General features: G+C 36.7%; 20 protein-coding genes, 1 tRNA gene and 1 pseudogene. 9 read left to right on the forward strand and 13 right to left on the reverse strand.

The genetic code is table 11. From position 1 onward, the window contains the following. Positions 1-56: 56 nt before the first annotated feature. The 4 genes from F7732_RS01085 to F7732_RS01100 form a co-directional block, all read right to left on the reverse strand. Positions 57-248, reverse strand: a complete 192-nt coding sequence (locus tag F7732_RS01085; protein WP_066447256.1) for an alpha/beta-type small acid-soluble spore protein — start codon at positions 246-248, stop codon at positions 57-59. 115 nt (positions 249-363) lie between these two features. Beyond that, positions 364-1,698: a (Fe-S)-binding protein gene (locus tag F7732_RS01090; protein WP_151571876.1), complete on the reverse strand. Its 1,335-nt coding sequence runs from the start codon at positions 1,696-1,698 to the stop codon at positions 364-366. Next, entirely contained in the window at positions 1,695-3,107 is a 1,413-nt protein-coding gene (gene glcD / locus F7732_RS01095; protein WP_151571877.1) for a glycolate oxidase subunit GlcD, read from the reverse strand. Before glcD ends, F7732_RS01090 begins: the two co-directional genes overlap by 4 nt. Before the next feature lie 96 nt (positions 3,108-3,203). Then, on the reverse strand, positions 3,204-4,307 hold the full coding sequence (locus tag F7732_RS01100; RefSeq protein ID WP_151571878.1) for a CdaR family transcriptional regulator: 1,104 nt from the start codon (positions 4,305-4,307) through the stop codon (positions 3,204-3,206). Between the two features lie 232 nt (positions 4,308-4,539). On the opposite strand from F7732_RS01100, the gene F7732_RS01105 reads away from it, so the two are divergent. The 3 genes from F7732_RS01105 to F7732_RS22515 all read left to right on the forward strand — a co-directional run bounded on the left by F7732_RS01105 (position 4,540) and on the right by F7732_RS22515 (position 6,481). Beyond that, positions 4,540-5,904, forward strand: a complete 1,365-nt coding sequence (locus F7732_RS01105) for a TrkH family potassium uptake protein (RefSeq protein WP_151571879.1) — start codon at positions 4,540-4,542, stop codon at positions 5,902-5,904. A 266-nt stretch (positions 5,905-6,170) separates the two neighbouring features. Beyond that, positions 6,171-6,329: a hypothetical protein gene (locus tag F7732_RS22770; RefSeq protein ID WP_192912977.1), complete on the forward strand. Its 159-nt coding sequence runs from the start codon at positions 6,171-6,173 to the stop codon at positions 6,327-6,329. Further along, complete coding sequence (locus F7732_RS22515) at positions 6,326-6,481, forward strand: hypothetical protein (RefSeq protein ID WP_161598820.1); 156 nt, start codon at positions 6,326-6,328, stop codon at positions 6,479-6,481. Before F7732_RS22770 ends, F7732_RS22515 begins: the two co-directional genes overlap by 4 nt. Positions 6,482-6,528: 47 nt before the next feature. Here F7732_RS22515 and F7732_RS01110 read toward each other — a convergent pair whose 3' ends face one another. The 3 genes from F7732_RS01110 to F7732_RS01120 form a co-directional block, all read right to left on the reverse strand. Continuing rightward, the gene (locus tag F7732_RS01110) at positions 6,529-8,271 is read right to left on the reverse strand and encodes a B12-binding domain-containing radical SAM protein (protein WP_151571880.1); all 1,743 of its coding nucleotides are present in this window, start codon (positions 8,269-8,271) and stop codon (positions 6,529-6,531) included. 212 nt (positions 8,272-8,483) lie between these two features. Further along, on the reverse strand, positions 8,484-9,077 hold the full coding sequence (locus F7732_RS01115; RefSeq protein ID WP_151571881.1) for a hypothetical protein: 594 nt from the start codon (positions 9,075-9,077) through the stop codon (positions 8,484-8,486). 84 nt (positions 9,078-9,161) lie between these two features. After that, positions 9,162-9,626, reverse strand: coding sequence for a hypothetical protein (locus tag F7732_RS01120; RefSeq protein ID WP_151571882.1), 465 nt, complete (start codon positions 9,624-9,626; stop codon positions 9,162-9,164). A gap of 243 nt (positions 9,627-9,869) precedes the next feature. Here F7732_RS01120 and F7732_RS01125 point away from each other — a divergent pair. Next, positions 9,870-10,277 (forward strand): annotated as a pseudogene (locus F7732_RS01125) (M23 family metallopeptidase); the annotation flags it as partial. 511 nt (positions 10,278-10,788) lie between these two features. On the opposite strand, the gene F7732_RS01130 reads toward F7732_RS01125, so the two are convergent. The 3 genes from F7732_RS01130 to F7732_RS01140 form a co-directional block, all read right to left on the reverse strand. Continuing rightward, positions 10,789-11,457 (reverse strand): vWA domain-containing protein, encoded by a 669-nt coding sequence (locus F7732_RS01130; RefSeq protein WP_151571883.1) that lies wholly within the window; start codon positions 11,455-11,457, stop codon positions 10,789-10,791. Positions 11,458-11,976: 519 nt separating this feature from the next. Continuing rightward, positions 11,977-12,050: transfer RNA gene (locus tag F7732_RS01135), tRNA-Arg, on the reverse strand. A gap of 127 nt (positions 12,051-12,177) precedes the next feature. Then, positions 12,178-13,218: an acyltransferase family protein gene (locus F7732_RS01140; RefSeq protein WP_151571884.1), complete on the reverse strand. Its 1,041-nt coding sequence runs from the start codon at positions 13,216-13,218 to the stop codon at positions 12,178-12,180. 335 nt (positions 13,219-13,553) lie between these two features. Here F7732_RS01140 and F7732_RS01145 point away from each other — a divergent pair, with 335 nt between their 5' ends. The 3 genes from F7732_RS01145 (at position 13,554) to F7732_RS01155 (ending at position 17,787) form a co-directional block, all read left to right on the forward strand. Next, positions 13,554-15,308: a methyl-accepting chemotaxis protein gene (locus F7732_RS01145; RefSeq protein ID WP_151572571.1), complete on the forward strand. Its 1,755-nt coding sequence runs from the start codon at positions 13,554-13,556 to the stop codon at positions 15,306-15,308. A gap of 165 nt (positions 15,309-15,473) precedes the next feature. Continuing rightward, positions 15,474-16,910 (forward strand): PAS domain-containing sensor histidine kinase, encoded by a 1,437-nt coding sequence (locus tag F7732_RS01150; protein ID WP_151571885.1) that lies wholly within the window; start codon positions 15,474-15,476, stop codon positions 16,908-16,910. A gap of 301 nt (positions 16,911-17,211) precedes the next feature. Continuing rightward, positions 17,212-17,787 carry a DUF2087 domain-containing protein gene (locus F7732_RS01155; RefSeq protein WP_151571886.1) on the forward strand — a complete coding sequence of 192 codons (576 nt, stop codon included), beginning with the start codon at positions 17,212-17,214 and terminating at the stop codon, positions 17,785-17,787. An 89-nt stretch (positions 17,788-17,876) separates the two neighbouring features. Here the strand turns inward: F7732_RS01155 and F7732_RS01160 are convergent, their stop codons facing one another. Beyond that, a complete protein-coding gene (locus F7732_RS01160; protein ID WP_151571887.1) occupies positions 17,877-18,653 on the reverse strand; it encodes a carbon-nitrogen family hydrolase in 777 nt (258 codons plus the stop codon). A 300-nt stretch (positions 18,654-18,953) separates the two neighbouring features. On the opposite strand from F7732_RS01160, the gene F7732_RS01165 reads away from it, so the two are divergent. Next, complete coding sequence (locus F7732_RS01165; protein ID WP_240056495.1) at positions 18,954-19,160, forward strand: aspartyl-phosphate phosphatase Spo0E family protein; 207 nt, start codon at positions 18,954-18,956, stop codon at positions 19,158-19,160. Positions 19,161-19,258: 98 nt separating this feature from the next. Here F7732_RS01165 and F7732_RS01170 read toward each other — a convergent pair whose 3' ends face one another. Together F7732_RS01170 and F7732_RS01175 are read right to left on the reverse strand one after the other, a co-directional pair. After that, a complete protein-coding gene (locus tag F7732_RS01170; RefSeq protein ID WP_151571889.1) occupies positions 19,259-19,990 on the reverse strand; it encodes a ZIP family metal transporter in 732 nt (243 codons plus the stop codon). A gap of 390 nt (positions 19,991-20,380) precedes the next feature. Continuing rightward, a complete protein-coding gene (locus tag F7732_RS01175) occupies positions 20,381-21,880 on the reverse strand; it encodes an ATP-binding protein (RefSeq protein ID WP_151571890.1) in 1,500 nt (499 codons plus the stop codon). 205 nt (positions 21,881-22,085) lie between these two features. Between F7732_RS01175 and F7732_RS01180 the strand changes: the two genes are divergently transcribed. Beyond that, positions 22,086-22,526: a MarR family winged helix-turn-helix transcriptional regulator gene (locus tag F7732_RS01180; RefSeq protein ID WP_151571891.1), complete on the forward strand. Its 441-nt coding sequence runs from the start codon at positions 22,086-22,088 to the stop codon at positions 22,524-22,526. Positions 22,527-22,533: the final 7 nt, after the last annotated feature.

Below are 22,533 nucleotides of genomic sequence, written 5' to 3' on the forward strand. Positions count from 1 at the left end.
CAGATCACATTTAAAAGTCCGGTTCTGCAAGGAACCGGACTATTTCCATATTTATTTTATTTACCAGATAATTGAGATTGAGCTTGCTTTACAAGCCTTTTCGTAATTTCGCCGCCAACAGATCCGTTAGAACGGGCAACCGTATCAGAACCAAGCTGAACACCAAATTCTTGTGCAATTTCATATTTCACTTGATCTAAATATTGATCGATTCCTGGTACTAATAATTTATTGCTGCTTCTAGCCATTCATATCCACTCCTAAATGTCGATTTTATATATTCTACAGAGGGATAATTTCTCTCTGTAATAGTTAGTTTCTATAAACAACACATTTTCATGAGTGGTAAAATTTTCGCATCCTTTAAGAAATCTGTGAGGTTGCTGCTTCATATAATAAATCTGCTATATGAACGGCTTTCATTCGATTTGATAATCCTTCTTTTTCAATGCCAAGCTTCATTTGCAGCAGACAGCCGGGATTAGCTGTCACAACGATAGCTGCATTCGTATTTTTCGTATGCTCCATTTTGCTGTCAAGAATCTTCATGGACATTTCAGATTCAATTATATTGTAGATCCCCGCAGAACCGCAGCAGCTGTCAGCCTTCTGCATTTCCTGATAATGAGCACCAGTTATTGATTGAAGCAATAATCTTGGTGCAGAAGAGGTCTTCATCACATTGCGCAAGTGACATGAATCCTGATAAGTTACTGTTACATTTTGCATAGACAAAGGTATTTGAACATGAAAATCCATTTCAACAAGTATTTCGGTTACATCTTTAATTTTTGCTGTAAATTGACGTGCTCGTTCATGCCATTGGTCATCATCTTTAAGCAAGTGGTCATAATCAATTAAAAATGCACCACAGCCACCCGCGTTTGTGATGATATAGTCTGCTCCCAAGTCCTCAAATGCTTCGATATTTCTTTTGGCCATTTTTTTTGCTGTGTCCTTTTCTCCGCTATGTCCATGCAGTGCCCCGCAGCATGCTTGTTCCTCTGGAATAGCAATTTCACAGCCAGCCATTTGCAGAAGCTTTAAGGTAGCATTGTTTGTGTCAAGAAACATTGTATCCATTAAACAGCCTGAGAAAAAAGCAACTCTCTTTTTTACTTCTGCAGTGGCCTTCAGCTCTGTTGGGCGAGATTTCATTTCTTTTAGACTTGGCGCTTTTGGCAGAACTTTTTCCATTGTCGCCAGATGGGATGGAAATAGGTTCATGAGTCCGGTTTTTTGCGTGAGGGCCTGCAGCCCGGTTCGCTGATAAAAACCAAGTAAACCAACAGCCATTCTCATCCGATTTTGATGTGGAAATAAGCCTTCGAAGACAGTTTTTCTCAATGCCCGGACGGGGAGAGAATGTTTTTTGTTTTGATTGATGATATCCCGTGCTTCCTCGAGCAAATGACCATAATTAACTCCTGATGGACAAACCGGCTCGCACGCACGGCAGCCAAGGCATAAATCAAGTGTTCTTTCCACATCTTCATCTGGTTCGATAATTCCATCTGCAACAGCCTTCATTAAGGCAATCCGGCCTCTTGGAGAATGTGATTCCTTATACCCTGATTCAATATAAGTTGGGCAGGAAGGCAGGCAGAATCCGCATCTCATACAGTTTAATAATTCATCTTCATTCATTCGTTCCTTAAAGTGGTTTTGAATTTCCTGCTGTTCTTTTGCTGTAGTCATTTTGCTACCACCACTCTTTTACGGTTATCTTTGGCAAACATTTTTCCTGGGTTTAAAATGTTGTTTGGATCTAGGCCGGATTTTATTGCCTGCATGGCAGCTATTCCTTCAGATTTTAGCTTTAACTCCAAATAAGGCGCTTTCATAATGCCGACACCATGCTCGCCTGTGATAGTACCGCCTAATTCAATCGCTTTTATGAATATATCTTCAAATGCTTTTTCGACTCTTTCCATTTCATCTTTATTACGCGCATCAGTTGTACAGGTAGGATGCAAATTACCGTCTCCAGCATGTCCGAATGTACATATAGTTACATCATGCTTTAGGGCTATTTCGTTAATGGCTTTTACCATATTGGCAATTTCAGATCTTGGAACAGTGGCATCCTCCAAAATCGTTGTTGGGCTTAATCGAGCCAGTGCTGAAAGCGCTGCTCTGCGTGCGGTGCGAAGTGCTTCAGCTTCAGCTTCTGTTTGTGCTACTTGAACAGAAATGGCCATTTCATCTTCACAAATCTTTGCTATATTTAAAATGTCTCTTTCAACAACTTCCTTTGGTCCATCCTGTTCAATAAGGAGAACTGCTTCAACATCTGTCGGCAGGCCGATTTGTGCAAAATCTTCAACAACCTTTAATGTTGGGCGATCTAAGAATTCCAAAGTGGCAGGGATGATTTTTGCGGAAATAATCTTCGAAACCGATCGTGCTGCTGCTTCCATATCATGATAAAGAGCCAGAATGGTTTTCTTCGTTTCAGGCATAGGAATGAGCTTTAAGGTTGCTTCTGTGATAATCGCTAATGTTCCTTCCGAGCCAACAAGCAACCTTGTAAGGTCATAGCCTGCCACGTCTTTTGCTAATTTGCCTCCAGTACGGATAATATCGCCATTCGCCAAAACAGCCTCAAGTCCGAGAACATAGTCTCGCGTTACGCCGTATTTTAAGCCGCGAAGGCCTCCGGAGTTTTCATTTATATTGCCGCCAATCGTTGAGATCTTCATTGAACTTGGATCTGGAGGATAAAAGAATCCCTTTTCCTCTGCTTTTTGGATGAGATCTTGTGTAATTACCCCAGGCTGAACGGTCATTGTTAAATTATCTTCATCAATTTCCAGAATTTCTCGCATATGTGTAAAGAGAAGAACAAGGCCGCCTTCTTTTGGACATGTACCGGCACATAAGTTAGTACCCGAACCTCTTGGAACAATGGGAATTGCATATTCGTTGCAGATTTTCATAATTTCAGAAACCTCGCCTGTGTTCCTTGGTTTCACCACTGCGTCTGGCATTGCTTGAAAATTAGGAGTTGCATCATATGAATAAACAAGTTTTTCTGTTTTGGAATCTTCAAAATTTTCAATGCCGACTATCTTAATAAGCCGCTGTTTAGCTTCCGGCTGGATCATATTACCCTCTCCTTTGTAACTTCACCTTATTTAAGTATAAAAAAAGCAGGTGCTAACCTGCTATGTATAAACAAATGAAATTTATATGTAATTTGCTCAATTTTTTGTAGATTTCTCTAATATTAAAAAAGCTAAATAAAGTGCTGACGCATCGTAGATTTGATTTAAGCTTAATCCAGTCAGAGTTTTTATTTTATTTATTCTGTAATGAAGGGTATTTATATGAATATGGAGGGCTTCCGCTGTTTTTTTTAGAGAATGATTTTGCCGAAATAGTTCTTCCATTGTAATCAACAAATCATCTTCTTCTAGGATTGGGGAAATGGTCTTCTCAAGATAATCTTTCTTTGTTTCAGCAGATAATTCGTCAAGAATCAGTTCGAGAATTAAATCTTCATCAAAGCAGAAAAATTGATCATCTACAATTGACTTTAATGCCCGCTCTGCCTGCTGCAGCGATTGAGTTACATGGATGCCATCAACAGCCCGTCCCACACCGGCTTGAAGTCCGGGGATTATGCTATTGCTAAATTGGATAAATCTTTTAATTTTTTCTCTTGATTGAATGGTCTCGTTAACCTCAAGCAATAAAATCATCCGCTCATTTCCCCAGCGCACAAACAGGTCATTGCTTTTCTTTTCCGGCCATTCGAGCAGCTGCACCCATTTATTTCGTAACAGAGGCTCCAAGCGCTGAGGCCACTGGAGGAGGATGATTTGTCTTTTGCTTTCAAGATTAATTTCTAATAGACGTGCCCGCTCTAAGAAGGATGCATCCATGGATCTTTGCTGAAGCCATTCAAACACAAACCCTTCGAGCGCTCGAGTTTCCCACTGGAATAGTTCTGAATAATGATTTTCCTGAATGAGCAGCTCGGTCATTTTTTGGATGATGACGCCAAATGGAGAAACATCAGAGGGAGAGCCCGTAATTCCAATGACACCGATGACTTCATTATTTAAGAATACTGGAAGGTTAATTCCTGCTTTTACACCAGCCAGGTGCTTTTCGTCCTCTTCTGTAATGATGCGGGATTCTCCATCTTTTGCTGCCAGCAGTGCACCTTCATGGTAATTTCCTATTCTTCTTTTATCGGTGCTTGCCATGATGGTGCCGCTCTTGCTCACAATAATAATATCTTCGGTTAGCAGTTTTTTTACTTCAGATATAATTTTTTCTGCCAGATGTGCTGATAACATGATAAAATAGCACCTGCCTATTCATTTGACCTAAAGGATATCTTTTAGTTAAAATTGTTCGTCTTGGAAATACTTTGTTATATAGCTGATACCATGAGATTGAAGTAAATATCAATCCTTGTGATTTTATTATGACATAATGTATTTTCGCTAGGAAGTTTTTATTATTGCTTTTAAAATTAGGCTGAATTCTTTATGATAGTTGGTAGACAAGGCTGAAAGGACGTTTAGGATGTGGATAAAACTGCGTGGCTGGCTTAATAAGCGTACGCCTGCACAAGTAATATCGGGATATTATTTATTAGCCGTATCAGTGGCTGTGGCCCTATTGCGTTTGCCTGGTGTCCACTTGCCTGGCGTAGAGGTTGCATTTATTGATACAGTATTTACAGCGGTTAGTGCCGTTAGTGTAACAGGATTAACGGTCGTTGAAATATCTGAAACATATAGCTTATTTGGATACTTTGTTATTATGTTTATTTTGCAATTTGGCGGTATTGGCATTATGGCATTAGGGACATTTTTCTGGATCCTATTAGGAAGAAAAATCGGACTGAGAAGCAGACGCTTAATTATGGCCGATCATAATCAGTTTGCATTATCAGGCTTAGTGAACTTAATCCGCGAAATTATTAAGATTATTCTTGTTATTGAGCTAGTAGGTGCCTTTATTTTAGGTTTTCATTTTCTGAAATATTATGGAACATGGGAAGAAGCCTTTTTACATGGTTTATTCGCTGCAGTCAGTGCGACAACCAATGGAGGTATGTCTATTACAGGCAATTCTTTAGTGCCATTTGCAAACGACTATTTTGTACAGCTGATTAATATCATTCTTATTACATTAGGTGCAATTGGTTTTCCAGTATTAATTGAGGTAAAGGAATACTTATTTACAAAGCGATCAGAGCTACATTATTCGTATCGTTTTTCTTTATTTACAAAGCTGACAACCGTTACCTATGGATGTCTGCTGATTTTTGGGACTCTTATTATATTGGTTTTGGAGTTTCAGCATTACTTGAAAGATATCCCTTGGCATAAAAGCTTTTTCTATGCCTTTTTTCAATCAGCAACAACTAGAAGCGGCGGCTTATCAACCATGGATGTGAGTGAGTTTACGATGCCAACCCTTTTGATCCTAAGTTTTTTAATGTTTATTGGGGCATCACCAAGTTCTGTAGGTGGAGGTATTAGGACAACAACCTTTGCTTTAAACATCTTATTTATTTATCATTTTGCCAAAGGAAATCGGGAAGTGAAGATTTTCCGCCGTGAGCTTCACGAAGCTGATATATTAAAATCTCTTGTAATCACCATTCTTGCTTCAGGGATGTGCCTGTTGTCGGTCATGATTTTAAGCATTACTGAATCGCATTTAGAGTTAATTGAAATCATCTTTGAGGTTTCTTCAGCATTTGGTACAACAGGTCTTTCAATGGGCATAACACCTGAACTAAGTTCAATTGGCAAAACGGTGATTATGCTATTAATGTTTATAGGAAGGATTGGTCTCACATCCTTCATATTCATCATTGGCGGCAAAATGACCAAACCAAATTATCACTATCCAAAAGAGCGTGTGATTATTGGATAATAGATTGAAGCAGAAAGATAAAAATTGCTTTTTAAACCCGATCGATTAACAGAACCTTTGATTAAGGAGCTGTCTAAGCGGTCGGGTTTTGTTTTGATTTTGAAGAGGGTATAAAGCGCAAGATTGATCAATAAATGAAAGGACCTTTTTATTCAAATTCTAAAGTTTGCAAATAGAAAAGTTTTCTTACACAAAAAGCATGTCTTCCTGCCAAAAGTAGCACAATATAAAGGTAATAAAGTTAACAAATGAGGAGGATACAGCACATGGCTAAACGCAAAGCACAATTTGATGCAGTTGAAAAATACAGCAAAACACCAAAAGAAAATATGCATGAAACAGAATTTTCAGCAGAATTTAGTTCTGGAGAGAATCCCATGAAGGGTGCAAACCGAAATTCGAAAAAGGGAAAACAAGGCGAATGAAGAAAAAACAGCGTGATACTTTTAATAATACAGAAAATGCAAATGTTGAATTCGGCATTGAATTTAGCGGAGGTATGAATGCATCAAAAATGTTTGATATTCCGCATATGAGCAAAAAAGAAAAAGATACAAAAGAGAAAAACTGTGAATAGCAGTTTATTAAAACTAAAACAGCCTAGCAATGAGCTAGGCTGTTTTATTATATGCTTGTATAAAAAATAGACGGTTTCTCTGTTTTTGGATCAAAATAAACAAGCATCGCTGATGGTGTCTCATCAATGATTTCATCATGAAAGTAGGGTTCAAGACGAAAAGATAGTGTATCAAGCATCGTATGTTTATACAACTCTTTTTCAGTGAGTTCAAGCTCTTTAAACTCATTGCCTAAAATTGAAGGATTTTCAATAATTGAACGATAAAGAGCAGAACGTTTATCCTGTGTAAATGACTGTTTCCACCATGGTTTTCTTGGTTTATATTTTTGTTTAGATAAGTAATCAAATTTCATTAACCCTTCAATAATAGGAAGCTGCGCGATTTGTGTATTCTCCAAAAATTCATAAAGGCGTTTATATAAATCCTCGAGCTGATGGCCAATCCTTGACCAGCCTTTTTGTTCCCAATAGGTTCCGAACTCCTGGAAAAAGTCGAAAGGAGTTTGGAATACATGTGAAACCAAATATTCCACAGTAAAGTCCATGCGGTGATCATTCCAGTATTTTTCCAGCACGTCCTCTACTTGTTTAATTTTAATAATTTCATCAAAGCTTAACACGTTATTCCCGAGTATTTCATACGGAGAATGATCCATATAGATATAGTTATGCTTTTCAGCATCTAAGCGGAGACCCGTTCCGCGCAGCATTTTTAAAAACCCTAGCTGAAGTTCCTCTGGTCTCATAGCAAAGACATCATTAAATGTCTGTTTAAATGAGTCATAATTTTCTTCAGGTAAACCTGCAATGAGGTCTAAGTGCTGGTCAATTTTACCGCCGTCTTTAACCATAGTGACTGTACGGGATAACTTAGCAAAATTCTGTTTCCGTTTAACAAGTTCATTTGTAAAATCATTGGTTGACTGCACACCAATTTCAAATCGGAATAAACCAGGAGGAGCTTCCTTGTTCAAAAATTCGATGACTTCTGGACGCATGATATCTGCAGTGATTTCAAACTGAAAAACAGTTCCCGGCAAATGCTCATCAATTAAAAACTGGAACATTTCCATTGCGTAGCTTCTGCTGATATTAAAGGTTCTGTCTACAAATTTAATCGTTTTAACACCATTTTGCATTAAATAACGGATATCATCTTTTATTTTTTCGCGATCAAAATAGCGAACACCAACCTCAATAGAAGAGAGACAGAATTGGCAGCTGAATGGACAGCCTCTGCTTGTTTCAATATAAATGACCCGTTTCGATAGATCTTTTTGGTCTTCTTCAAAACGGAAGGGAGAAGGAAGTGTTTTTAAATCCAGCTTGTTTCGCTGCGGGTTGATTTTGACCTTGCCATCTTTTCTAAAAGCAATGCCAAACACATTTTCCAGCTGCAGATTCTCATGCAGTTCTTTCAGGAGTTGTTTAAATGTCTCTTCTCCTTCACCAAGAACAATATAATCAAATTCATTAACGTTCTCCATCCAATGTAAAACATCATATGAAACCTCAGGACCGCCAACAATGATTTGGATATCAGGATCTATCTTCTTCAAAATTTTAACCACTTTAATGGTTTCTTCAATATTCCATATATAGCAGCTGAAACCTATGATTTTCGGTTTTTTGGAAATCAGATCAGTAACAATATTCATTACTGGATCTTTAATGGTATATTCAGTGATTTCAACCGGATACTCAGGCTCAGCATATGCCTTTAAATATCGGATCGCAATGTTGGTATGAATATATTTTGCATTTAAAGTTGTAAGAATTGTTTTCATTAAAAGTGTCTCCTTATATAGCGTATCAGCATCTTATTATATAGGATTCTTGAACGGAAATACAGGAGAGGCTAAAGGGAAAGATGTGTTGAAAAAATGGAAATCACAGTTATACTAGGGGAATTACAGAATAAAATCATCAATGTTAAATAGAATTGAATTATTTAATGTTATATCAGAGGTGCTTTTTCTTCGGAAGGACGGGTTCTAACTTATTCGTGCTGGGCATCAGCTGTTTCATTATTAAATTTCTTTTCCATCCACAAAAATATATTTGTCAAAAATTTAGCGATCGTTATGACCAATAGATAGGCAAGAAAGAGGTAGAAATAATTAGTGTTGCCATAAAGTCTAATAAGCCCTAATGCAACCATAATCGGCTTAAATATAAATGCGAGAAATGCTGAAGTTATACTCATATAAAGAATATAATTTTTTTGGTGATTTACGACCCATTGGTAGACAAGCATAAATGTTACGGGTACAAAGCTTGAATCAAGTGATATACCTGGAAGCATAGGGATGACTGGGAAGGGATAATTTAAGAAACCGGAATTCTTAGTGTATAAATCAACATACCCAAAAATGACATGAACACTATAACCATAAAACCCCATTAGGAAGATTTGGTTCTTATCTATTCTAAAAAATAAAATGATAAGTGGAACGATTAATATAGAAACCATTAACCAATATTCAAAGGATGTATAAAGTGAGAATTCTAACCAATAATCATTTAATGCCTTTTGTGCCTGTTCGCCCATTTTTACGATTTGATCAAATTGCTTTATTTGATTTTCCGCCATAATAGGTTCTCCTTAGTGAGTATTAAACTAAGTATATTATGTTATTGATTTTGAGAAATATTCATAGAAATGCGTTATTTACTGTTAATTGATTAGGCAAAACGCTCTAACAGAGGAGAGAAAGGTAATCACAATAATGAAAAATCCTAGAAGGATATAGAAGATGTGAATAAATACAACAGCCTGCATGATTAATATTTGTACCATAATCCATATGATTAACATAATTCCAATATAGAAAGAAAAATTCCACGACCAGTGCATGGACTTATAGATACTAAGTTTTTCAAATGCTTTTATAGGTTTTTTTGAGCTTAGAAAAATTGCAGTTATTAAAGGGAAAATACCAAATGCACTAAATAAGATTAGTCCAGGTAAGAAGTAATTCTGAAAAGGGCTGTTCTGCAGTATTTCAAGGGGCAAGGATAAAATGGAGCCGTCAGGGAAGATAAGCAGCGCACCACCACCGATAAAAGCGCCAATTGCTAAGAAAATGTGCAAACTCAATAATAAATAACATGCAAATGATTTACGATGTACCAACTTCATTTAATCATCTCCATTTAATTAAGGTATTAAAATCATTTTATAATATTGAAAATGAGTCAGAAGTTTTAAAATCGACGTATTTGTGAAGATTATAAAATTTGAAGCATGATCTTTTTTCAGCAGGTAGTATTGCTTCTAGTTATACATGAACTAGTCTGAGAGAAAGTGTACAAACTGGAATGAAATAAAAAGGTTGTCCACACGGGCAGGTCTATCAAAGAATATCTTACTAGTAGGTAGGTGATATTTATGTTTATTTATCCAACAACAGTAAGAAGAATTACGTCTGGATTTAGACTGCCAAACAGAACCAATCACCATGGGGTTGACTTTGCCGACTCTGGAACTCATGAGATTTTTGCAGCAGCAGCTGGGACTGTTACAAGATCATATAGGTCACCAAGTTACGGGGAATGTATCATCCTGCGGCATAATTTAAATGGAGAAACATGGGAAACATTATATGCCCATATGCAAAAAGGCAGCAGAAAAGTGGTACAAGGCGAAACGGTTAAACAGGGACAGGTAATAGGAATTATGGGAAACACAGGACAGACGACTGGACAGCATTTACATTTTGAACTGCATAGAGGCACATGGAACGCAGCGAAGTCGAATGCAGTTAATCCATTAGATTATCTGCAAGAAGGTCAAAATCCAACCGCAAATGAAAGGAAGTTATCCGGAATGATACCAAACTGGGCAGACTGGCAGTGGAAAGAAGCGGCTTCCATTTATAAAAGAGCACGCGAGAATCAAATCCTCTCATCAGATCAATGGGAAAAGAAAGCGGCTGCTAAAAACCTTACCTTTGATGAAATAGAGTATCTGAATTTAGTGCTGAATGGAAGAAGATTATAGTCGTTATATCAATAAGCTAAGACAATCAACTTTATCGATTGGCAGTGTTGATGGTCTTAGCTTGTTAAGCATCGCGCCTAGCATCATTTCCATAATTAATTGTGCATAATATCTAATTTGGATTTGGTTATAGTCTTACATCATGCATAATGGAAATGCGGCCTTAAAACAAAGAAAATACAGCCATATTAAAGGCTGCATTTTTATCTTATTAAATCTACATTTGCTGCTTAGGATGGATGATCTATCTTTAGCTGTGTTCATGAACATAGCTTATCTAAATAGATTAAATTAAAAGCTATTAACGCAAAATTCTCTTTTCCTTCGCCTCTTTAATCCAAAGCGGAAATTCATTCAATAGTTGGTCATATAATTCTTCATCAGATACATGTTCCAGGTTACTCAAATGAAAGAAATTCGCATTATCAACAACTCTTCCCTCCATCGTATCCAATTTCTTCAATACATCAAAATTAGCATCTCCAATTCCGATGAACTGCCAGAAAATAGGCTGAACAGATGATTCAACGATAAACTTCTTAATACCGGGCTTACAGCCTCCATCGTTTATAAATACTAGGAACACAGGATCATCACCTGGTTCTTCATTTATATATTTTTGGATTACATCTTCCATGACTTTTGGTTCGTCGTTTCTGCCGAACTTATGGATGGAGTCATTTGCTAAAATCTGCTGATTTACATAATCTGCAATTTCTTCTTCTGTTACAGCTGGTAATCTGGTGAACTCGTTGTCATAAACCCACACATCTAATGCCCCATCGTCATCAAACTGACTGGCAACAGCTAAAACGCGTTCGACAGCTTCCTGAACAACTCCTTCACGGTATAATCTCCGCATAGAGCCAGAAATATCTAAAACAAGACCAACTCTTGCCACAACACCTTTAAGATTCTTTTTCTCTAAAACGATTCCAGCTGCTTTCTTTTTTAATGAAATGGTGCTCAAAATAAATCCCTCCATTTTTCTTATTAGACTTTCAAGAAGCTGCAGAATAGTAATTAGGATCTGTAGCTAGTTTAGATTCCTTGCGAATGCAGTTTAGTCTCTGTAAGCTCTTAGAAGCTTGTCTCAATGGTGAATTTTCTTCATTATAACGTAAAAACGCGCTTGTGTTGATATTATAACTTCCAGATTTAGAAAGATTAAGAATGTTTTAGGATAATAATTATTAGGAAGTAATTTTACTTAAGGGCAGGATAATTGTGTGAATGAAAATACATAGGAAGATAATGGAAAGTAGATTAATATTGTTGCATTATTTATTAAAGTAGTGCAGCTATATTGTTCAAGATTCCCTAATACTGAATGTTTAGAAGAGATGGGGTATGTTGTATAGCCATAATTGAGCGTCTTTTTGAACAGACGCCAATGCCGAAAATAATTCAGAAAAGAGAACGTTTGTTTCGAAAATAAAACAGCCGTCAAACCCAATAACACCAAGGGTTTACGGCTGTTTCTTTTGAGCGTCCCAGATAGGAATCGAACCTACGACCTACAGCTTAGGAGGCTGTCGCTCTATCCTGCTGAGCTACTGGGACATGGTATGTAACATGAGCGTCGATTATTTATTATAAAATGGCAAAGTGGTCCTGGTCAAACGAAATACTCACTCACACAGAATTATAAAAGGGCTGAGTTCATAGAGAGAAACTCAGCCCCAAATTATTAATTTAATCGTTTGTTCCGATAAAATTTAAGCATTGCCGAAAGGCGAGCTTTTAACATGTGTAGTTTTGCGGTCTTAAGCTCAATCAGAGGCTGTGTCAGGGCGGTTGCAAGCCCGCTTGACAGCAATAAAGTCAGCAGCAGTGAGATACTCGCGAGCATGAGAAATTGCTCAGGCTCGTTAAAGTAATTCTGCAGGTCGCTTTCTCTAAAGAGCCTAACGATAAAGCCATGCAATAAATACACATACAAGGTGTTTTTGCCAAGTCTAGTAAAGAAATATTGTCCTTTTGGCACACATGCAAGAAAACTAAAAACCATGAGAAAGCTTAATAGATAGAATCCAAGTCTGGTTAGAACTGCAGTAAACGAAGCTGCACCCATTTCTGCATATGGTTTGCTTCCGAGAAGCCATTGATAGTTAATGTCTGGATACAGGTAAAAAAGTGCTGTTGCAATCGCAAAAATACCTATTGCAGAAGCTCTTGCTGACGGTCTCATTATAAGAGCTAAATGCTCCTTCTTAAGAAAGTAGCCTGCTAAAAATAATGGGAAAAATACAAAGGTCCTTGATAAGCTTAAATAGTTGGAAACCCAATCCACATACCCAATTGCCAATCCGATGAACAAAGCGGCTGTAATGGCATAGGCGGGTTTAAACTTAGAAAACAATAAGAGCATGATATTCCAGCAGAATAAGGAAATAAGAAACCACAGGGACCAATGTGGATTAAATGGATCCATATCAATGGAAGGCCTGTTGTACAGATAATAATAAAACAGCGAATAGATGCCTTGAAAAAGCAAATAAGGCAGAATTAATTTCTTGGCAATTTTTTGTATATAGCCTTTTTCATAATATCCTTTTGCAAAAAAGCCTGAAACGAGAATAAAAGCAGGCATGTGAAAGGAATAAATCACTTTATATACTGTAAAGATTGTTTCATTATCTTCAATAAAAGAGCGGAGCAGATGTCCAAATACAACGAAGAAAATTAAAATAAACTTCGCGTTATCAAAGTAGAAATTTCTTTTTTCCATAAATCCTCCTCTATTAAAGACCCCCTAAAAACCAATATTCATTTACCCAAATTAACACGAATCAAACAGACAGAGTAGAGGTAAATCTAAGTTGTGATACTAGATTTATCCAATAAATAGGTGTATATACCCATTTTGTTAATTGTTTGTAAAGTAATAATATTGTTTTTGTTAAAACTATTCTTCAAAAGGTATATCTTATGGATTATAATGAATTTATATAATAGTAAAAATGTTATATAAATATAGTTCTATTGGCATAGCAGTTCGGAGACGATCAGGAGGGGAATGTGGTGAAAGGACTAAAAGGTTCTAGAAAGAAAGTAAAGAAGAAAATGGAAAAAAAACGAGATAGAAAAATTACGGAGCATATGCAAAAAGTAATGAGCTCCAATTGGTGGAAAAAGTTAAAGCTGGGTCAGAAATATGGAATGGTTTTATTCATAACAATAGGGCTTTTTACTGCTTCAACCATCATTACGTTTATTTTATTAACCTTAGCAGGCTCTAAAATGAATACAGTTGAAGAAGCCGGTGAAAGAGCAGTCAATATTTCTGAAGTTACAACAGCATTTCATCGCAAAGGAAGTACCATTGGGAATTATATTATTGATAGCAACCCTAAGCATCTTACAACTTTTTCAGAACTATCAACTCAACTGGATCAGCAAACGGATGTCATTTCTCCGCTGTTGACCGAAAAACGCAATAAGGATCTATTCAAACAAGTAATTGAAAACAATGGAACCATATCTGCCGCCTTTCTAGATGAAATTGAACCAGCTGTAAAACAGATGAATGTGCGAGAATACCGTCTTGGTAAATTGCAGGTTGATAATCTAATTTCAGATACTGTGACCCTTTTAGATGAGTTAAATGAAAACTTACATACACAGCAAGCAAATGCCATTTCGGCTGCAAAGGGAAGTTTAACTCTAACCTTGATTGTATTAGGGATCTCTATTCTTGTTTCTGCTTTTCTGGGGATCTCTAGTCTCATGATGATCGGAAAAATCATTTCCAAAAAGCTTGGACAAATTGTACAAGTTTCCAATGAAATCGCTTCAGGGAATTTAAATGTACAATCATTGGATTATGATGGCCAGGATGAGATTGCAGAATTAAGTCAGGCAACAAACGCCATGAAAGATAATCTGCAAAACATCATCAAAGAAATTACTTCTGTCTCCCAGTATGTAACAGATCGAAGCGGAGAACTGAATACGGCTGCCGGTGAAGTGAAAGCCGCTTCTCAGCAGGTAGCTTCAACTATGCAGGAGCTTTCAGGAGGCGCAGAAGAACAAGCAAACTCTGCAACCGGACTGGCACAAATGATGGAAGAATACTTAGAAAAGGTTAATGCAGCGACAAAAAGTGGAGAACAAATCAGAAGTGCTTCCGCAGAAGTACTGGATATGACAAAATCAGGCGACTTGCTCATGCGGGAGTCACAGCAGCAAATGATTGCGATCAATGATATCGTAAAAGCTTCGGTAGAGCGAGTGAATGGGCTGGATGATCATACAAAGCAAATATCTAAACTTATTAAAGTAATCCAGGAAATTGCTGATCAGACCAACTTGCTTGCCTTAAATGCTGCCATTGAAGCGGCACGAGCTGGAGAACATGGCCGCGGCTTTGCGGTTGTGGCAGATGAAGTAAGAAAATTAGCTGAACAGGTATCCTTCTCAGTTAAGGATATAACCAGTATCGTAACGAATATTCAAAAAGAATCATCAAATGTTGTTGCATCTTTAGAAAAAGGCTACAATCAGGTGGAAGAAGGAACGAATCAAATTGAGGTTACTGGTGAGACGTTCCAAAAGATCTATAATGCAGTCAATATTATGTCGTCCAATGTGACAGATATTTCTAACAGTCTTCAAGTGGTGGCTGATCGCTCTATGAGTATGAACCATTCAATTGAAAATATTGCGGCTGTTTCCGAGCAGTCGGCAGCTGGCATTGAACAAACAAGTGCATCTGTGACACAAACGAATCATTCAATGGAAGAGATATCGGATAGTGTGGAATCTTTATCCGAACTGGCTGAGCAGCTTAATGTAATGATTATGAAATTTAAAATTTAGGGTAATTTAGGACGGTTCTGACAATCTAGTTGGAACCGTTTTTTAATTATTGTGGAAATCAATTTTATAAAAACAGAAGAGCAGAAAAGAGGTATTTTACCTCTTTTGTAGAACTATTTAGGGTGAAAGAAAGCCGATTCACTGCCGTACATAGGAGGGGGAAATTTGAACACGTCATACAAGAATTGCAGCAGCAATGAATTTACAAAAGTTCTTGCGGAAAAGGAACGATTATTCAGTATCTTTTATAAGAAATCATCAGATCCGATTCTTTTCTGGCAAGAGGGTATGATTATCTCTGCCAACCCTGCTATGTGTAAAATGTTGGGACTGAGCCTTGCAGATTTGCAAAAGTATAAATTAGACGATTTTATATGCAAAGATCCAAATTATTACGCTACCTTTCATGCTTTATATCTGAATGGATCCGCTGAAGGGAAAGTGACATTTACTACTCCTGATGTTGAGAGTATGCCATTGAATATAAAACTTAACCTGAATATATTGGATGATTGCCATTTGGCTATTTTTTATTCTGCGGAAGACCGTGCATTTAAAGATAGAGAGCTTGCGGAGAGTGAAAATAAATTCAGGAACCTGTTTGAAGGCTCCCTGGAGGGACTCGTTCTTTGGAATGAACAATATGAGGTTGTTGATATGAATCCTGCTGCTAAGGAAATGCTTGGTGTAGATAAAGATACAATCATTGATTCTTTTATCAAAGATTCATGTAAGGACTGCAAATTAGAGCGACAAGAATTGAAGGATCGAATTGGCCGAGTTTCAGGAACATTTAAATTAAAGCAAAAGAATGATATAGAAAAAACATTTGAATTTTCAACATTGCATCAAGTCTTTTCACAGCTGAATGTCACGGCACTGAAAGATATCTCGGAAAGGCTAATTCTTGAAGAACAGCTTAGAAAGTCAGAAACGTTACATGTTTTAGGTGAGCTTGCAGCTGGAGTGGCCCACGAGGTGCGTAATCCGCTAACAGCTTTAAAAGGATTTATTCAGCTGCTGGAAGGTTCTGTTCAAGAAGATTTTTCCATGTATTTTAATGTAATTACAACGGAATTAGAAAGAATTGAATCCATTATTAATGAGTTTTTGTTCCTATCCAAACCGCAGGCACAATGTTTTTCAGAAGAAGATGTCTGTTCTATTATGAATCAAACCCTTGACTTGCTTTCTGCTCAAGCAGTTTTACATAACATCCAATTTATTAAACAGTATTCTGATAACACTATCAAAATAACCTGTGTGCCAAACCAATTGAAAAAAGTATTTATCAATATGCTTAAAAACGCGATAGAGGTAATGCCTGATGGAGGTTTTATCAGTATATATATTCAGAGAATAGAAGATGAACATATAAAAGTCTCTATCATTGATCAAGGGGCAGGTATGGACAATGACAAAATGAAGAAGCTTGGAGAGCCATTCTATACAACAAAGGAGAGAGGGACGGGATTAGGCTTAATGGTCACCTATAAGATCATAGAGGAGCATAATGGCCGGATTGAGGTTGAAAGTGAAGTTGGAAAAGGAACAGCTTTTCATGTGCTTTTGCCAACTGCCCAAAAGAGTAATGATATTTAGTGGTTAAAAGATTTTTTAATTAAACCACTGAATGTTTTGCAGATACCTAAACACTAGTTCAGTTGCAGCTAGCTGATACCGTACTCCTTTTCCTCGCTCTAGAAGACAAATTTAACACAGCCTACTTCCTGTCTAAGGCAAGCGGGCTGTTTTTTGGGGACAGTGATTGATATAAAAAGGGAATTGTCAAATAAGTGGCATGCACAACTAAGTAGTTCAAGGATCTTTATTGACGTAAATATATTATTTTGATATATATCTAATTAGATAATTATAAAATAAGCAGGAAGGAGATTGAACGTTGCAGCTTAACAGAATCGTAGCATTTCATAAGACAATGGGGGACCCGACAAGAATACGCATTGTACATCTTCTTGCTAAAGGACCGCTTCATGGGCAAGCGATCGCTGGGAAACTAGGGTTAACACCACCAACGATTACACATCATTTAAATAAATTAAAAGATATTAATCTTGTTTATCAGCGGAGAGATAAAAACACAATTTACTTTTACTTAAACGAATCTGTTCTTCAGCACCAGGCAAAGGCACTTGTGAAAATGTTAGAAGAGGAGGAGGAATTAACCCTAATGGCAAATGATGATGCAGCCAAGGTCATAAAAAATTTTTTCGCAGCAGATGGTACGCTTAAATCAATTCCAGCACAAAGAAAGAAGAAGTTAATTATTTTTGAACATTTAATGCAAGGATTTAAAATAGGGGAAAAATATGAGGAAAAAGAAGTAAATGAATATATAAAAAAATATCACCAAGACTATGCAACCATTCGGAGAGAATTTATCATTAATCAATATATGTATCGTGATAACGGCATTTATGAAGTGAATCCAAAGGAAATGTGGGCAAAAAGCGAGTAAAGACCTTACTTTTTGCATGGCTGATTTCAAGATTAAATTGAAAAAAAACTCCTCACAGTTTTGTCTGTAGGAGTTTTTGTTGTTTCATATTAGTAAAAATCTGGCTTGCGATCTAAAAAGATCGGAATGGTTTTTCGTACTTGCTGAACTTGATCAAGATCGATTTCTGCCTGCAGGATCTGTTCGCCTAACCCTGCTTCTGCAATCACTTGTCCCCATGGATCAATGATCATGGAATGCCCTGCAAACTGATTATTAGGGTCACTTCCGGAGCGATTGCAGGCTACAATATAGCACTGATTTTCAATCGCTCTAGCAATCAGCAATGCACGCCAGTGATCAAGTCGTTTGAGCGGCCATTCAGCAGATACAAATAGAACCTCAGCACCTTCTAATACATGTCTTCTAATCCATTCGGGAAAACGAATATCATAGCAGATTACACCAGCAAATGTGCGATCTTCTAAAGAGAAAAGACCAGTATCGTGTCCGTCTTTCAAATATAGATGTTCGTCCATTAACTTGAATAAATGCAGTTTGCTGTATGTGTGAATAAGCTGTCCATCCTTTGCCAAAATAGGCATTGAATTATAAATGTCTTGCCCATTCTGATTGGCAACAGACCCTCCAATAATATGAATATCATTCTTCACTGCAGAATCTTGTAAAAATGAGATCGCTTCTTGGATATTAGCCAGCTGTGGAAGGTTTTGCAAGTCGTAGCCAGTTGTCCACAGTTCAGGTAGAACAATAATATCACTGCCAGATAAGCATGCGTCCATAATCATTCTATTGGCAGTTTCAAAGTTCGCCTGAGGGTCACCGAAAGTAATATCCATTTGCAGGCAGGAAATGTTCAATTTCATTTTCTTCCTCCTCATTCTTTTTGTTTATATCTTATTTGAATATGAAGAACATGTAAATTTAAAATGTAATTTTTATAAAGAAATGTAAGAAGATGATGGGAAAATGTCGAATCAGCATTAAAAATAGGTGTAAAAACTGTCGATTACCAATTATTTTGAAAAAATAATGTCTAATATTGCGAATCTATTTACAATAATAGAAATTCTTGTAATAATTCTTCAAGTGGCCATAAAAAAATAGTAGATAATGTAGAAAAGAAATAGGAGGAAATAAGGTTGTTTTATAGGAGAAAGTTATTATTGGAAATTCAGACGAAAAGGGAAATGATGATTCAATCTGCAGACAAGCATGGAATAAGCAGTGAAATAACGATCAGACACAGTCAAGAACTGGATAAACTTATTCTGGAATACCAATATAATCTGCAGCGGCAAAAAGAGCGAAGATTAGAAATTAGACTTCTTTTCAAACAGCTTATATTAAACTTGAAAAAACCGGCTGTATAGATCTCTTTAAGATATGGAGCTGAATATATGAAATATGTACATGCGAGGCGCCATTTACCGCATTAGCATGGTTAAATTGGCGCCGTAAAATTTTTAAATTAGAATAACTGTATTAATAAAATCATAAATAAAAGTCCAGTGATAAAGGAATAGGTGGAAGTGCGCTCATTCCCATCTCCATGACTTTCGGGTATAAGTTCTTTATAAATGATAAATAGCATGGCACCTGCTGCGAACGCTAACCCATATGGAACCAGGTTGGCAACATACGCCGTAAGGAAATAGCCTAACAAGCCAGATACAATTTCAATAGCACCTGTTAATGTTGCAATAATAAAAGCTTTTAACTTACTGATTTTTTGATTTACTAGAAACAATGCAACAAGAAAACCTTCTGGTGCATTTTGCAGGCCAATGGCAAATGCAATCAAGTTTCCGGTATCTTCTGTGCTTGATGCATAACTTACCCCTACTGATAATCCTTCGGGAATATTGTGAAGAGTGATAGCCGAGATAATGAGCAAGGCTTTTTCATCAAATTCGATTCCGCTTTTTGAATGCTCTAAATCAATATGAGGAATCCTTTTTTCTAGTAATGTCAATGTAAAGACACCTAAAATGATTCCAATTGCCAACGGTATAAAGCCCCCTAGACTAAGTGCTTCAGGTATAAGCCCCATAGTAGAAGCAGCCATCATAATGCCTGCTGTAAATGCAAGCAAGACGTCACGCCAGCGATGTGTTACCGAACCGCGCATAAACAGAATAATAAAGGCCCCAGCTCCTGTTGATAATGCGGAGAGTACACTTCCAAAGATGACTTCAGTCATTAAATTCACCTCTCCTTTTGTGTCAAAGGTATTTAATGTGAAAAATGAGTAAAAGAATATTAAGATAATTTTCAGTGTTGATTAAATAATAAACGGGCATTAGAAATGTGTAAGATCCTTTTATCATAATATCCTCAAAAGAAAAGAGCAATCAAAACATCTGCTCTTACAAAGCGGTCAAAGCAATACACGGACAGAAGATAGAAGGGAATATAATTCACCGTTACGCTAACAATCAAATAACTGCATTGTTGTCATTAGTATTCTCTGTTAAATGCATTGGCCAAGCATTATTGAAGGAAGGGCTTGAAAACTTAATGAAATCATATGCAAATGAATACATGATGGTGAAGAAAAAAAGCAGAGCTTCTTTTGCTCTGCTTCAATTCATTAGACATCAGAGGGAATTTCCTTCTTTGGAAGAAAGATATCAACCTGAGTGCCATAGTTCTCTTTACTGGTTATGAAGATCTCGCCTCCAAATGATTCAATAATCCTTCTGCAAACGACTAGACCAAGTCCAGTACCCATATCTTTTGATGTATAAAACGGCTGAAAGATTTTTTTAATTGCTTGTTCAGATATGCCCATGCCTGTATCAATGATTTTAATTTGGCATTTACTGTTCTTGGCAGATAATTTAATGGTCAAACTGCCCCCAGCTTCCATTGATTCAAATGCATTTTTAGTGATATTTAAAATGACTTGCTTCATTTGATCGTTTGTACCTACAACATATATAGGCTGATTCGGAAGCTCACACTGATAACTTATTCGGTTCATAAGAGCTTCAGAACGAATTAAAGGATCAAGGGTTTTAATAATTTTCTTTAAATCCATTATTTCATTTTTTTGTGCTGTTGGTTTCCCGAGAATGAGAAACTCACTGACGATCTCATTGATTCTATTAATCTCGTCATTAATGACAGAAAAATAATATTGGTCGGTAGAGTTTGTATATTTTTCACTTAATAATTGAACAAGTCCTTTAATGCCGGTTAGAGGATTGCGAATTTCATGAGCGGTACTTGCTGCAAGAGTCCCCACAAGCTCCAATTTCTGCAGCTCATTTTCCTTCTTTTCTTGCTGAGCCTGTCTTTTAAGCATAAAGTACTGAATAAAAACAAAAATGATATGAGTAATAATAAGATATTTTGCCAGTGAGGTCATCACTTGTTTATAAATATGCTCTGTATCTTTGCTCGGCATTTTTACTTCTAATTTCCATGGCAAGCTTTCAAGGGGAACAGAAATCTTTTCCTGTGAAAATTCGTTATTTGATTGAATATCGAAAATGAGTTCTTCCTCTGCATTTAATAAAGCTAAGCTTGTATTTGGAGTTAATACCTTCATAATATTTTCCATATAATCACTGCGCAGATGTGCGATAAGAATGGCATCTATCTCACCATTCTCAGAAAAAATTGGTTTCCCAACGCCAATTACCTTCTGTCCATTTATTAATTTTTCTTCTTTATTGGAAATAATTATGTCTTTTGTTTTGGTGATTTCTTCAATATATTCTGTTTCTGATAGATCTGCATTTTCTAAGTATGAATTTGAGCCCGTAATAATGGTTCCATTTTTATTGAGCAAATAGATTCCTCCATAACGGGGATCCATTCGATGAGCTTCTTGTAACAGATTCTCCAATTCATCTGCAGATTGATCAGTTCTAATCGATACGGATAAAATTTCTAACATAGTAAACGTCTCTGAGATAAATTGGTCCCAGCTTTTCTGATGAACAGATGCAATCCAATAGGTGTCTTCCTGCCTATTATGGTATTCCTCATCTGCTGACTGGTATAAAGAATATAGAACACCGATCAATGTGGGTAATAATACGATAAGACAATAAATGGCGATATTCTGATATTTATTCGTCATATGTTTACTCCGAACTTTCATAGATTTACATCATTTTTTATTATACCATTTTTTGGACGACTACGCTGAATGAAATAGAAAGGCTTACAACTAAGTAAAAAGTCCGATAAATCAGGTTCAGTAAATTGACATGCAGAACTTGCTTCCTTATAATTATTTTGATTTCAAGAAATTTTGTCTATTAATTTGTAAAGGATTGGAGTAAATGAGTTCTGAGAATATAAGCCAATCGCTGAAGTTATTTATTGTTCTTTCAAGAGCATACCGTTCAATTAATGAGCAGGTAAATAAAAGAATACAAACATATGGTTTGAATCCGACTGAATTTGCCGTTTTAGAGCTTTTATACCACAAAGGCGACCAGCCTCTTCAGCAAATTGGCGGGAAAATATTATTGGCGAGCGGCAGCATAACTTATGTTGTGGATAAGCTTGAGCAAAAGGATTATTTAAGAAGAGTTGCTTGTCCTAATGACCGACGAGTAACTTTTGCACAAATTACCGAGAAAGGGAAAGAATTCATTGAAAACATCTTTCCTGAGCATGAGCAGAAAATACATGAGATTATGTCTGTTTTGAGTGAAGAAGAAAAAGAAAGTGCTATTGAGCTGATTAAGCGCGTAGGACTATCAGTTGGAAAGTACTAATTTACCA

Source organism: Bacillus mesophilum (genome assembly GCF_008923265.1).
Lineage (GTDB): Bacteria > Bacillota > Bacilli > Bacillales > Cytobacillaceae > Cytobacillus > Cytobacillus mesophilum.

Coding starts and splice junctions, on each gene's coding strand:
- F7732_RS01120 (WP_151571882.1), bottom strand. CDS start 9,626: ATGAAGTTGGTACATCGTAAATCATTTGCATGTTATTTATTATTGAGT.
- F7732_RS01180 (WP_151571891.1), top strand. CDS start 22,086: ATGAGTTCTGAGAATATAAGCCAATCGCTGAAGTTATTTATTGTTCTT.
- F7732_RS01145 (WP_151572571.1), top strand. CDS start 13,554: ATGGAAAAAAAACGAGATAGAAAAATTACGGAGCATATGCAAAAAGTA.
- F7732_RS22770 (WP_192912977.1), top strand. CDS start 6,171: ATGGCTAAACGCAAAGCACAATTTGATGCAGTTGAAAAATACAGCAAA.
- F7732_RS01115 (WP_151571881.1), bottom strand. CDS start 9,077: ATGGCGGAAAATCAAATAAAGCAATTTGATCAAATCGTAAAAATGGGC.
- F7732_RS01160 (WP_151571887.1), bottom strand. CDS start 18,653: ATGAAATTGAACATTTCCTGCCTGCAAATGGATATTACTTTCGGTGAC.
- F7732_RS01110 (WP_151571880.1), bottom strand. CDS start 8,271: ATGAAAACAATTCTTACAACTTTAAATGCAAAATATATTCATACCAAC.
- F7732_RS01170 (WP_151571889.1), bottom strand. CDS start 19,990: ATGACTGAAGTCATCTTTGGAAGTGTACTCTCCGCATTATCAACAGGA.
- F7732_RS01085 (WP_066447256.1), bottom strand. CDS start 248: ATGGCTAGAAGCAGCAATAAATTATTAGTACCAGGAATCGATCAATAT.
- F7732_RS01175 (WP_151571890.1), bottom strand. CDS start 21,880: ATGACGAATAAATATCAGAATATCGCCATTTATTGTCTTATCGTATTA.
- F7732_RS01100 (WP_151571878.1), bottom strand. CDS start 4,307: ATGTTATCAGCACATCTGGCAGAAAAAATTATATCTGAAGTAAAAAAA.
- F7732_RS01140 (WP_151571884.1), bottom strand. CDS start 13,218: ATGGAAAAAAGAAATTTCTACTTTGATAACGCGAAGTTTATTTTAATT.
- F7732_RS01090 (WP_151571876.1), bottom strand. CDS start 1,698: ATGACTACAGCAAAAGAACAGCAGGAAATTCAAAACCACTTTAAGGAA.
- glcD (WP_151571877.1), bottom strand. CDS start 3,107: ATGATCCAGCCGGAAGCTAAACAGCGGCTTATTAAGATAGTCGGCATT.
- F7732_RS01105 (WP_151571879.1), top strand. CDS start 4,540: ATGTGGATAAAACTGCGTGGCTGGCTTAATAAGCGTACGCCTGCACAA.
- F7732_RS22515 (WP_161598820.1), top strand. CDS start 6,326: ATGAAGAAAAAACAGCGTGATACTTTTAATAATACAGAAAATGCAAAT.